The following is a 13,155-nucleotide window of genomic DNA, read 5'->3' on the forward strand; positions in this document are numbered from 1 at the left end:
AGAAACTGGTGGTTAGATGAATGAAATAGCCCGAGGTTCTAATACATGACCATCGGGCTATACTTTTAAATCGAGTTCTTACTATCATTAATATTGTACGAAAAGATTATTTTAAATTATTTTATACCTGCTTCTTCAAAGAATTTTAATGCGCCAGGGTGTAGGTCAATACTTAAACCTTCAAGAGCATTTTCTGGTGCAATACTAGTAGCACGTTGGTTAATCGCTACTAATTGATCCTTATTATCAAATAAAGCTTTTGTAGCTTCGTAAACGAAATCTTCTGGTAGGTCACTTGAAACAGCTAACATTGCTTTTACAGCTACAGTCGTTGTTTCACCAACACCAGGATATGTGTCAGCAGGGATCGTATCTTCAACATAGAAAGGATACATTTCAATTAACTCAGCAATTTTATCAGCTTCGATGCTAAGAAGTTTAACCCCTCTAGTCGCCGAAAGTTCAGTAACAGCTGCTGTTGGAGCGCCAGCTGTTACGAATGCCGCATCTAACGCACCGTCTTGAATACTAGAAACTGAGTCTCCGAATGCTAAATGTTGAGAATCTAAATCGTCAAACGTTAAACCGAAAACTTCTAATACTTGGCGAGCGTTTGCTTCAACTCCACTTCCGGGAGCTCCTACAGAAACTCTTCTTCCTTCTAATTCAGAAACACTAGTAATGTCGCTATTTTCAGGTAATACGATTTGAACTGTTTCGTTATATAAAGTTGCCATTCCTTGTAAATTATTAACTTGACTACCGTCAAACATCAATTCGCCGTTATCTGCGTAATAAGCGATATCATTTTGTACGAATGCTAATTCAACTTCTTTTGAACCTAGTAGGCGCATATTTTCAACAGATCCCCCAGTTGTCTGTGCGGTAGCGCTTACATTTGTATTATCACTAATAATTTGAGCAATTCCTCCACCAAGTGGATAATAAACTCCAGATGTTCCCCCAGTAGCAATAATTAATTGACTTGGTAAAGAAGAGTCCCCAGCTTCTCCACTACTTTCGCTACTACCACATGCAGCAAGTCCAATGACAAGTGCTAAGGCTAGCATTGCAAATAATAACTTTTTCATGTAAATATCCCCCTTATAATTTTCGTTTGAAAGTTCAAACTTCTTAAACGATTATAAATATAAGGTAATAGGAAGTTACAGAAACCTACAGAAAAAAACAATACTTTTTTACAATATTGTTACATCATTCTAAAATTAACCATTTTGACAATGTTTTGAGTTGATTTGGAGTGGTTAGTTTGTTTGTTAGTTGGCTTGTTGGTTAGTTAAGTGGAAAGTTGGAAGGGTGGAAAGGGACCGAGGGAATGATTTCACTAGTATTTTAAGGTTTTATTTACGTAGTAGATGGTGACGGTGTACAGCAATAAGGGTTTATATGAAAATAAAAGAGGGTGGGACAAAACAAAGTGTCAGACACCGCTAGACACCGAATATAGACATATGATAAATCTTTACGTCTATATTTAGTAGGATCCGCGTGGTGTCAAACACTTTTGTCCCACCCTCTTTAAGTATTTCTTTGGCAACACTAACGTAACCGTTAATTAAAAGAATATTGTACAATTTTTGGGGAAACGGCGACATGGAGTGTTACACAATATGGGAAGACTGTGCACAAATGCGGATTGGTGCAGGGATATTACAATTTATGTAAATTCCGCGTGTCAAAACGCCGATTGATGTACGTATTTTACAGTTTCTGTAAGATTCTCTCTTCAAAACACGGATTGATGCAGAAATATTACAGTTTCTGTAAAATTCACGCATCAATACGCCGATTGATGCACAGATATTACAATTTATGTAAAATGCACGTATCAAAACGGCGATTGGCGCACGGATATTACAATTTATGTAAAGACTACGCAGCAAAACGTCGATTGATGTACAGATATTACAATTTATGTAAAATACACGTATCGAAACGGCGATTGGCGCACGGATATTACAGTATTTGTAAAACACGCGCATCAAAACCATTGATAAGCGAGTGTGAATTCCAGTATCTGTTAAACGCGCTCGTCTAAAGCATAGATAAACGAGTCAGTTTTACTTCATCCGCCCTTGAATTTCTACGTAAAACGCATACAAAAATTTACGAATATTAATTCTCGGGTTACGCGTAGAGTTTTTTTCATCTAGTTCATTCATTTTTAAGCGTACTTCACTAAAATCAAAAAACTTTGATGAGTATAGTTCGAATTTAGGATTCATATAGTCAGTTAAGCCTAAAGAAGCTAGGTTTGTAAGTGCTTGATTAATCGCACGCCGAAGTCGTTGTTCAAAAGCTTTTATTGCTTTTTCACTCGTATCTAAGTTTTTTCTTTGTAGAGCTTGGACATATAAAGTTTTTAATGGAATATTTTCAAAGTGTTCTTCGCTATGTTTTAGTAGTTTCATTAAGTCCATCACATCTAAACTTCCAGTTTCACCTAAAATTCCGAGGTCCGTTAAGATTTCACGCATAACCGCTTCCAAACTAGGTTTTGAATCTATAGATTGCTGTTCGGAAAAAGGAAACAGTGATAGACTTTCTTGGATTGTACGTAAAGACTTTTCCATTTTAATTTGTTCGATTACTTTATTAATGACAGATTTAACCTCAATTTTATTAATTGGTTTATGAATAAAATATTCGACACCAACTTCATACGCTTTTCCGACCATATCTTTATTTTCGATTTGCGAAATCATAATGAATTTGCCAGAGAAATTCATTTCTTTTAATTGTTGCACGGTTTCAATACCATCTTGTCCAGGCATAAGTAAGTCGATAAGTACGACCGCCGGTTGCAATCTGATGATTTCTTTGACTGCTTCATGTGGTTGTTCATTATCACCGACTACTTCACCTAATAATTCGCTGTTAATGATGCGTGCTAAAATTTTTCGTGTAGAAATGTCATCATCTAGTATGTAGTAGTTCAACATTAAACGTCACCCCTTTGCTTCAATCACTGATATTGGCAGAAGCATTGTAAAAGCTGTGCCCTTTTCGTCTGATGACACTTCGATCGTGCCACCTAATTCTTGAACCATCGACTTTACGTGTGATAAGCCGATTCCTGTAGAAGCTTGTCCACTGTCATCAAACTTCGTTGTATAACCAGGTTCAAAGATCACTTCTCGTTCGTCTTCATCGATTCCAACTCCGTTATCAATGACCTCAATAATATGATGAGAGTCTACTATACGAGTATTAATTTTTATATGCCCTTCGCTTGAGAGCGCTTCGATCGCATTTGCGACAAGGTTATTAATAATTACTAATAGTGGGTAAACAGGTGCAACATTGAAGTTGCTTTGTTGGTTTGTTGAGAACTGAACCTCTTTTTGTAAAAACTGCCCGTATTTCTCGTTAGATTTAATACTTAAATCGATAATATCTGATAAACTAATCTTTTGTTTACGATCCTCATGCTGAATGACTTTTTCAAGTCCAGCTAAAATGCGCTGGTTGTCTTTTTTTACTTCGTGTAACTCTTGAGCGACGGTTAGAGCTAGTGTTGAAACTTCTTTTGGTAGTTCAGATGTTTTTAATTCTCTGTATAAATGATGCCCTTTGGCCGTAACACTTTCAATGTCATTAAGTGTTTTTCGTAAATAAAACCCTTCAATATAAAGTTCCGATAATATTTTTTGAATGTGTTCAAAACGTGTGTGCTGCTCTTCGTATACGGCATTTAATTTATTTGCTTGAAACATCGTATATAAACCGACGACAAAAATGCTTCGAATGATTGCTACAACTAAAATGAATAATGTTTTTTCAAAAGAGCTAGAAGCATAAGCGGGTGAAAAAGAAAAAATAATTATGATTTCTACAAAATTGGCAAAAGCATCACAAAAAGCTCCAAAAAGAACGAGTAGTAGTGGTTTTTCGTAAAACTTCTTCTCCATCATCCATCCGAGCAGAAGTGCAAATGTAAAATAATAGCCGATGATCGGGCTATGTGTTTGTAATGAAGCGAAAAAAGAAAAGGAATCTAGCACAATATAATCAAGTCCGATACGAAAAATCGTCGTAAAAATTCCAGTGACAAGCCCTGTAATTCGATAGGGAACTTCTTTATAAAAAAGCAACAAAAAGAAGAAACCAGCACTCCCTAACCCGAAACGAAAAGAACTATCAAATGGATTGATTTTAAATTCTCCTAAGATCGCAGTGACAATGATAATGACTAATATTTTCGTAACGATACTTTTGTTCACAGGCGACTTCCTTTCTAACTTTCCTACTGCTATATAAAGCTTTTTATATCTATCATTATATCATGTAAAAATTATAGAATCGCTATGTTATGGGAAATTGGTAGTTGCTCTATTGAAGAAAGGTGCCATTTTTATAAATGTAGGTATATTATCTATGAAGGGTATTTTGTAATATTTTTACAGTTAATGTAAATTAAATGTAAATTATTTGGTTAGAATATACGGTACAAACTTTTTTGACTTAAAAGGAGAAACTGTATGAAACATATCGTGATGGTGGTTATGATATTAGTACTTAATATTAAGGGAAAAACATGGCGTAACTTCCCTAAGTACTATAAAAGCATATTCTATGCCACCCTTTGTAACGGGTTATATTATTATTTATGCAAAAGGTTTCTTGTGTGGGAGTTTAAGCCTGATGGAATTGACTGGCGAATTTTAAGAGGACTACATATGTTTGTTGTCACTCCGTTATTAATTCTTTTATTTTTATCTAAATTTCCAAAATCATTCACACAACAAATTATACATATTATAAAGTGGGTATTCGGTTCTTCACTTTTTGAGTACATATTAGCGAAAAGAAATATGATTAGCTTTAAACATGGTTGGAACATATTTTGGTCAGGGCTTTTATATTTGAAAATGTACTTATATAGCTTTTTATTCATTAAAAGACCACTTTTTACAACCGTTCTTTCTCTAAGTTCCGTTCTTTTTTTTATTAAGCGGTTTAATGTTCCATTAAATAAAAGGTTATTAAAAGGACCTATGTTTTTTTTGTTTCGTAAAAAGCAGTTTAATTGAGTGAATTTCATAATTACCAAAACGAGTCACACTAAACAATATATAGTTTGCGAACGGTTTTGACGCAACTATATATTGATCTTAGTGACGAGTATAATGAATTATGAAATTCATTAAATTAAGTTACAACGGAAATATTATATGTGATAATTATAGGTAATACGCAGAGATAGCATTTTTTTTAGGAGGAGAGATGTTTCAATGAAAATCGTTATTGCGCCAGATTCATTTAAAGAAAGCTTAACGGCGTTGGAAGTAGCAAACGCTATTGAAGATGGCTTCAAAGAAGTATTACCGAATATCAATTATGTGAAAGTTCCGATGGCTGATGGTGGTGAAGGAACGGTTCAATCGTTAGTAGATGCGACAGGTGGAACGATTGAAAGAGTAACTGTAACAGGACCTTTAGGGGAGCCGGTTGAATCGTTTTACGGGTTGTTTGGTGACGGAAAAACGGCAACGATTGAAATGGCTTCTGCTTCAGGACTTCATCTTGTACCTAATGAAAAACGAAACCCTATGTTGACGACGACTTGGGGAACAGGAGAATTAATTGCCGCCGCACTCGAAAAAGGTGTTGAAAAAATCATTATCGGCATTGGTGGGAGTGCTACAAATGACGGTGGTGCTGGGATGGTTCAAGCGTTAGGTGGTCGATTATTAGATGCTGAAGGAAAGCAAATTGCTCTTGGCGGAGCTGGTCTAAAGAGCCTTTCACAGATTGATGTTTCGGCTCTTGATCTACGTCTAAATGAAGTCAGCATGGAGGTAGCTTGTGATGTAGATAATCCGTTAACTGGTCCGAAAGGTGCTTCAGCTATTTATGGGCCACAAAAAGGAGCGACAGAACAACAAATCACTGAGTTGGATAAAAATTTAGCAAATTATGCGAAAGTCGTTCAACGGGATTTAGGTAAGGATATTGAGGATGTTCCTGGTGCTGGTGCAGCTGGCGGATTAGGTGCAGGTTTACTGGCTTTTTTACCCGCGGTATTAAAACGAGGTGGAGACTTAGTCGTTGAGGCGACAGGATTAGAGGGTGAAGTTCGTGATGCTGATTTAGTAATTACAGGTGAAGGCGGGATTAACCATCAAACAATCCACGGTAAAACACCAATTTGTGTAGCAGAAGTGGCCAAAAAGCACGGAGTCCCCGTGATTGCCGTAGCTGGAAGTTTAACGAATGATTATAAAAATGTTCATGACCATGGAGTTGACGCCTTGTTTAGCATTGTCCCAGGGGTTGTAACCTTAGATGAAGCTCTTCAAACAGGCTATGAAAATGTGAAAAATACAGCGAGAAATATAGCCGCGGTTGTTAAATTATCGTTCCACAAATTTTCCATTAAATAAAAAAAGCGTGGTTGAGCTAATAATTGCTCAACCACGCTTTTTAGTGAAATTATGCTTCTGATGATTTAGCTAACGGCTCGCCAATTACCGTGTTTTCTTTGACGGGAAGTAAAGCTTCCGTTTCAGTTTCGACCGTTAGATCATCATCTCGTAAAATTAAATCTCGGTTACGGTAAAGTAAAAATGCAGCAAGTCCGAACGAAAGTGCATCAGAAATTGGGAAAGCCATCCAGACGCCGTTAACCCCAAAGAAATGCGGTAAAATTAATACGAGTGGAATTAAAAACAATAATTGTCGTGACATGGATAAGATTAAAGCTAGCTTAACTTTTCCGAGTGCTTGGAAAATTCCACCACAAACGACAGGGACACCGATAAAGAAAGCCGTCGCAAATAATATGCGAATCGCATCTGTTCCTGATTTAATCACTTCAGCATCCGACGTAAAGATCATCATAAAGTATTTTGGGAAGATCATCATAATGATAAAAATGATGGTTGAAAGTAGTGTAGAAACTTTTAGACCGATCCATACCGTTTCTTTTAAGCGAGTGAACTTGTTAGCGCCAAAGTTATAGCCGACAAGAGGTTGCATTCCTTGCATGATGCCAACAAGTGGCATAAGCATGAACATCGAAATCCGTTGCACGATTCCGAATAAACCGACGTGGAACTCGCTGCCGAAACGGATGAGCATTGTGTTAATCGAAACGACCATAATTCCGCCAGCTGCTTGTTGCATGAAACCAGGTAAACCGATCGCAAATACTTCTTTAATAATTTTATACTTTGGAGCAAGGTCTGCGATTCTCAGCGATAATGAACTTTTCCCAGTTAAGAAATAATGAAGAAAAATAACCGAAATGACACCTTGCGACAAAACAGAAGCGTAGGCGGCTCCTCTTACGCCCATGTTAAACCCGAAAATAAAGATCGCATCTAAAATAATGTTAAGAACCGATGAAATAATCATAATGTTCATCGATAGTTTGGCATTACCTTCAGAACGGACGATGGCGTTTGTTGCAAAACCAAAAGAAAATAAAAATGTACCTAGTAAAATTGGAAACATATAATCTACGGAGTAGCCTAGTATATCAGGAGTTGCCCCAAATAAAATTAACATAGGCTCTAAAATCGTAAATGCTGCAATCGCACCGATAATAGAAACGAAAATAATCATTGTAATAATGTTACCAAATACTTGGTTTGCTTCTTTTTCTTTTTGGGCTCCGAGGAGACGCGAAATAACAGAGGCGCCCCCCATTCCCATCGCTACCGATACAGCCATAATGATCATTATGACAGGGAAGGAAATCGTTAAACCTGCAACAGCAGAAATTCCGACGGCGTAAGAAATAAAGATAGTATCAACGATATTATATAAAGCCATAACAAACATCCCGACCATCGCTGGGACGGATAAATTTTTCAATAACTTCGGAATAGGTTCAATTCCTAACCGCTCACTTTGATATTTTTGTTGCATTTCTTTTTTCCTCTCTTTTTCTATGTCTATTCTAATGAATTTCATAATTATTATTCTCGCCACTAAGATCAATATATAGTTGCGCCAAAACCATTCGCAAACTATATATTGCGTGATATGGGTCATCTTAGGTTATTATGAAATTCACTCATTCGTCTAAGTTTTGTTTGATTCGTTTTAGCAAAGTAAGTAACTGATTCTTTTCATTATCAGAAAAACCTTTCATTAAATCTTTTTCCATATGTTCTGTTTCTAACCAAAGAGTTTCTTCAAGTGCTTTGCCTTTTTCTGTTAACACAATGATTTTTGTGCGCCGGTCTGTTTCACTGTCATTTTTTTCTATTAAATCCTTTTTTAATAGAGAGTCAACAATACCATTCATTGTCGATCCCTTTACATATAAGCGGCTTTGTAGCTCTGACTGGAGTTGGTCACCGTAATTGATGAGCATAAAGAGTACTTTTGCTTGCGCAACGGTTAGGGCAAACTCCGCGAGTTTTTGATTATAATTATTTTGCAAAAAATGTGCGGCCACACCGATATGGTAACCGACTCTATCATCTATATTCCGTTTCACGAAAGGTTAGCCTCCTAACTAATATGTTATATATTGTAACAAACTAACAAGCTAGTAAGCAACAAATATATATAGTAGATACTCGGATGAAGTTTTATTAACTGCCTCTTTTGTATGAAAATAAATGACGGTCGATTTTTCAGAACAAGCCTCTAAAGTCGGAACGAATTTACAGCGCAGTGAGGGAAATCGACCGGAATATTTTTATATTGGATGGTGACGGGAAATCGCCATGTAAAAGTTGGACTGTTGGTTTGCTGGTTAGTTGGAAAGGGAAACCTTCAAGTAATATTGTTATAATAAAATGTAACCTTTTGAAATTGTTAACGACTAACTAAGTGAAAAAGCAATAAACAAGCAATTAGAAGGAGGAAAAATAACATGAAAAAATTTTTCAAAGTTTTATCAAGCGTCACGTTAGCCACTTTAATAATCGCTGCTTGTGGTACAGCTGATGATAATGAAAATGTAGGTGGAAGTCCAGACACTGGGTATGAAGATTCAAATGGAGATGTTATTTATGATGGGGATCTCGCAATGGACCTTATAGCTAATGAAAATGGTGCTGTTACCTATGAATTTCAGCTTACAAATCAAACAGAAGAAGATATTGATTTAACCTTTTCAAGCTTACAAGAGTATGATTACATTCTAAAAGATGAGGAAGGAACTACAGTTTTTCAATATTCTGATGGCAGAATGTTTGGTGAAGCGTTTGTAGAAAAAACAATTGAAGTAAACGAAACTTATGCTGTAGAAGTTGATTTATCAGATGCGTCACAAGCGTTAGAAGATGGAACGTACACGTTAGAAGTTTGGTCAGTAGCTAACGAACTAGATGGTGTGAGATCAAGTAAAGAGGTAACTCTCTTGCAAGAAACTGGCACCAATGGTGAAGCTGTAATTACAGAGACCGGTACTTTCGTTGGTCAAATTGACAACAATTCAGTAGAATTTACTGACGTTGGCGGAGAGCCAAGAGCATTTCGTTTAACTGAAGAAGTAAGGGAATTTCTCGATGTTGTTCAAGAAAATGACGCTATCATATATAGTTATTACGAAAATGAAGACGGTCAACTGATCTTAACTGAGGTAATTGTTGATTAACGTTTAAGGTTAAAGTGAATGTTAAAGGAATAAAAGTAACCCCTAATTTATCCTCCTGGCGTGGATAGATTAGGGGTTTTGTCTTTGAAATTAAATGTAGAAAAATGACAATAAAAAAAATAAAAAATAGCATTGAAATTTTTTTTCAGTATTGTATAATGTGTTTAAGAAATAATTTTTCACTAATAAACAAATGAAAAAAATATTTTTCGAAAGCGATTAACTAAAAAGGTGGTGATTATTATTTTAACAAATATAATCATGGGTGTGGTATTAATACTTTTTTCCATCTTAGCGTATACGCAAACCGGTGACATGCCGTCTCAGTCTGCGATGTTTCCTCGAATTGTTTTGTATGGGATAGGGATAACAGGGCTATTGATGATTGTAGATACGCTCATTAAAGTGAAAAGAGGGAAAGCGACGAATGATTCGAGTTTAACGCTAAATTCATTTATCTTTCAAATATTAATTCCTGGTGCGTTCCTTTTAATTACTTATCAATTGCTAACGATATTTGGGTTTTATATTTCTGCATTCTTCTTAATTATGGTTGTGTTCTTTTACCAAACTTATCGGGCAAACAATATTAAAATTACTGGAAAACATTTTTTAAAAGGATTAATAGTTGCAGTGCTTATTACCGCAATAATGTATATTATTTTTACTTTATTATTAGGGCTACCTGTACCAAGCGGCTCATTTTTTAGGTAATGTATGAAAACGCTTTAATATTATATCTTTATAATATTTGAGATTAATAATTAAAAATATACTAGATTTCCTTAAAGGGGGTGTTTTGCTTTTAGGAAAGGCACGAAGAACATATTAACAGTTTCTATTTATTAAACTTATTATACAAACATTTATAGGGGTGAATTACAAAATGAAAAGAATAGTATTTTTATTAGTTTTAGCATTAATGTTAGTAGTAGTTGCAGCATGTGGATCAGACACAAATCAAGAAGCTAGTGGTAATGCAGATGAAAATCAACAAGGTAGTAATGTAGAAGAAAACAATCAAGATAGCACAGTAGAATATCCAACTAAAAACATTCAAATTATTGTTCCTTATAGTGCTGGTGGCGGTGGCGACACTGTAGCTCGTATTTTAGCAGATGCTCTTAGTGAAGAATTAGGAAAGCAAATTAACGTTATTAATAGAGAAGGCGCTGGCGGTGAGATTGGAATCGCTGAGATGGCTAGAAGTGAAGCAGACGGCTATACATTAGGTGTTTTCGGTTACCCAGATAACTTCGTGTTAGAAAATACGAGAGATACAGACTTTTCATTTGATAGTTTTGAATACTTAGCTGCGTTTGACGATATGCCAATGGGTATTTTTGCAGGACCAGGAAGTGATTTTGAAACAATTGAAGATTTAATCGAATTTGGTGAAGCAAACCCTGGAAGTATCACTTTAGGTGAGTCAGGTGCTTTAGGATTATTACACATTCTTGCATTCTCAGATATTATCGGAGTTCAAACTACTCCTGTGACATTCTCTGGTGGTGGAGAATTAATGAACTCATTATTAGGAAACCATGTTGATTTAGCTTCAACTTCATCTATGAGTCATGATTCAATTGTAGATGCTGGTGGACACCCAATCGGTTTTGCCGCTCCAGAAAGAATGGCAATGTTCCCAGATGTTCCAACGTTCAAAGAATTAGGTTTTGATTTAGAAATGGGTGTTTCTCGTGTACTTGTAGCTCCAACGGGGTTACCAGAAGAAGTGAAAGAAGTATTAACAACGGCTTTAGACAACATCGGAAATGACCCAGCGTTAAAAGAAAGATTTGAAGCTGCAGCATTACCGTATAGATATTTAGGTAACGAGGACGTAACGGAATTTTTAAATCGTTCTAATAGCGTACTAGAGCCTGTTATTCAACAAAACATTGATAGATTTAAAAACTAATCGGGAGTAAAAACTCTGTGGACGGTGTCCCAAAACAAAGTGTCAGTCACTTTAAGACACTAAATATGGACGGATGGTATAGTAACTGTCTTTATTTGGAAATATTTAAAGTGATCTGACTCTCGTGGGACACCATCTATGTTTTAGGAGGGGAAGAAATGGATGCATTTCAAATATTTTTAAATACACTCTCTCCAAGTGTGTTAATCATCATCTTCATAGGTGTATTGATCGGTATCATCGTTGGAGCCATCCCTGGACTTAATGGGGCGATTGGAATTTCATTATTGCTACCGATGACATTTGCTTTAGAGCCACAAATCGGTCTCCTCTTATTAGGTGGAATTTACATGGGGGGAATGTATGGTGGTTCGATCACTGCAATATTATTAAATGTACCTGGAGATGTTGTAGCAGCCCCTGCAGCGATGGAAGGCTACCCTTTAACTAAACAAGGTCGGGCAAAAGAAGCGTTATACTATTCTATTTTTTCAAGTATGTTTGGTGGATTTATTGGTGTTATCATTCTTATTTTATTCACACCACCATTAGCAAGTTTCGCCTTAAAGTTTGGCCCTGCAGAAATGTTCTTTATAGCTCTAAGTGGTTTAGTTATTATTGGAGCATTAGGTGGGAACCTTTATAAATCTGCATTTGCTGTTTTATTTGGATTATTTATTAGTACGATCGGTGTAGATTTAATTGCAGGATCGGAACGATTTACGATGGGGAGTGCGGACTTAAGATCTGGTATTTCTGTTGTTCCTGTTGTACTTGGACTATTTTGTTTGGCTGAGATGTTTTTGAATATCGGTAAAAAATCAAATGAAGTTACCACGTATAAAGATCAAAGTATTAAAAGAATGACAGTAATTAAAGATATTGTGAGACAAAAGTTTCTCGTACTTAAATCTTCTTTTATCGGTACATGTATCGGTTTATTACCAGGTGTAGGTACAACTTTAGCTGTATTTATGTCTTATGGTGAAGCAAAAAGGGTATCGAAAAAACGTGATCAGTTTGAAAAAGGGAATACAGAAGGAATTATTGCAGCAGAGTCAGCGAACAATGCAACAGTAGGAAGTTCGATGGTTCCACTACTTGCACTTGGAGTACCAGGAAGCCCAACGACTGCTATTATTGCAGGTGCTTTAATTATTCACGGAATTATTTTAGGACCTAGTTTATTTGTACAAAGACCTGATGTTGCTTACACATTCCTTTATGGAATGCTGCTTACCGTAGTTGCGATGGCAATCATTGGAGCTGTTGGAATAAAGTATTTCTCTTATATTTTAAAAGTAAAAATGGAATATATCGTTCCAACCGTTTTAGTTTTCGCGCTTTTCGGTGCGTATAGTTTAAGAAATAGTATTTTTGATGTTTTTATTGCGATTGTTTTAGGAATTGTTGGGGCAATTTTCAAGAAAATTGCTGTACCATTAGCACCGATCATTATTGGTGTTGTACTAGGCCCACTTATTGAAACAAACTTGGCACGCTCAATGGTCATTGCTGAGGCACGCCAATTGTCGTTGCCACATTATATGTTAAGTAATCCACTTGCTATCTTTTTGTTAGTAATGGTAGCCGTTCTTTTTGTAGTAGTGATTAAGATGAGAACTAAGACCGAGTAGTGCATTAAAACAAGAAT

General features: G+C 36.0%; 11 protein-coding genes. 6 read left to right on the forward strand and 5 right to left on the reverse strand.

What is annotated here, in order from left to right; all coding sequences use genetic code 11:
- Positions 1-116: 116 nt before the first annotated feature.
- The 3 genes from BKP35_RS11505 to BKP35_RS11515 form a co-directional block, all read right to left on the reverse strand.
- Positions 117-1,091: a TAXI family TRAP transporter solute-binding subunit gene (locus tag BKP35_RS11505; protein ID WP_071313498.1), complete on the reverse strand. Its 975-nt coding sequence runs from the start codon at positions 1,089-1,091 to the stop codon at positions 117-119.
- Between the two features lie 990 nt (positions 1,092-2,081).
- Entirely contained in the window at positions 2,082-2,963 is an 882-nt protein-coding gene (locus BKP35_RS11510) for a response regulator (RefSeq protein WP_071313499.1), read from the reverse strand.
- A 6-nt stretch (positions 2,964-2,969) separates the two neighbouring features.
- Positions 2,970-4,244: an ATP-binding protein gene (locus BKP35_RS11515; protein WP_084031613.1), complete on the reverse strand. Its 1,275-nt coding sequence runs from the start codon at positions 4,242-4,244 to the stop codon at positions 2,970-2,972.
- 282 nt (positions 4,245-4,526) lie between these two features.
- Here BKP35_RS11515 and BKP35_RS19180 point away from each other — a divergent pair, with 282 nt between their 5' ends.
- Positions 4,527-5,054, forward strand: coding sequence for a CBO0543 family protein (locus tag BKP35_RS19180; RefSeq protein WP_281244222.1), 528 nt, complete (start codon positions 4,527-4,529; stop codon positions 5,052-5,054).
- 201 nt (positions 5,055-5,255) lie between these two features.
- On the forward strand, positions 5,256-6,407 hold the full coding sequence (locus tag BKP35_RS11525; protein ID WP_071313501.1) for a glycerate kinase: 1,152 nt from the start codon (positions 5,256-5,258) through the stop codon (positions 6,405-6,407).
- A 49-nt stretch (positions 6,408-6,456) separates the two neighbouring features.
- On the opposite strand, the gene BKP35_RS11530 is transcribed toward BKP35_RS11525, so the two are convergent.
- The gene (locus tag BKP35_RS11530; RefSeq protein ID WP_337959642.1) at positions 6,457-7,959 is read right to left on the reverse strand and encodes an MATE family efflux transporter; all 1,503 of its coding nucleotides are present in this window, start codon (positions 7,957-7,959) and stop codon (positions 6,457-6,459) included.
- Between the two features lie 85 nt (positions 7,960-8,044).
- Complete coding sequence (locus BKP35_RS11535) at positions 8,045-8,473, reverse strand: MarR family winged helix-turn-helix transcriptional regulator (RefSeq protein WP_071313503.1); 429 nt, start codon at positions 8,471-8,473, stop codon at positions 8,045-8,047.
- 381 nt (positions 8,474-8,854) lie between these two features.
- On the opposite strand from BKP35_RS11535, the gene BKP35_RS11540 reads away from it, so the two are divergent.
- The 4 genes from BKP35_RS11540 (at position 8,855) to BKP35_RS11555 (ending at position 13,138) form a co-directional block, all read left to right on the forward strand.
- Entirely contained in the window at positions 8,855-9,580 is a 726-nt protein-coding gene (locus BKP35_RS11540) for a BsuPI-related putative proteinase inhibitor (protein WP_071313504.1), read from the forward strand.
- A gap of 267 nt (positions 9,581-9,847) precedes the next feature.
- Positions 9,848-10,294 carry a tripartite tricarboxylate transporter TctB family protein gene (locus BKP35_RS11545; RefSeq protein ID WP_169819209.1) on the forward strand — a complete coding sequence of 149 codons (447 nt, stop codon included), beginning with the start codon at positions 9,848-9,850 and terminating at the stop codon, positions 10,292-10,294.
- A 172-nt stretch (positions 10,295-10,466) separates the two neighbouring features.
- Positions 10,467-11,501 carry a tripartite tricarboxylate transporter substrate binding protein gene (locus BKP35_RS11550; protein WP_071313506.1) on the forward strand — a complete coding sequence of 345 codons (1,035 nt, stop codon included), beginning with the start codon at positions 10,467-10,469 and terminating at the stop codon, positions 11,499-11,501.
- 158 nt (positions 11,502-11,659) lie between these two features.
- Positions 11,660-13,138 (forward strand): tripartite tricarboxylate transporter permease, encoded by a 1,479-nt coding sequence (locus BKP35_RS11555; RefSeq protein WP_071313507.1) that lies wholly within the window; start codon positions 11,660-11,662, stop codon positions 13,136-13,138.
- Positions 13,139-13,155 lie beyond the last annotated feature (17 nt).

Source organism: Anaerobacillus arseniciselenatis (assembly GCF_001865995.1).
Classification (GTDB): domain Bacteria; phylum Bacillota; class Bacilli; order Bacillales; family Anaerobacillaceae; genus Anaerobacillus; species Anaerobacillus arseniciselenatis.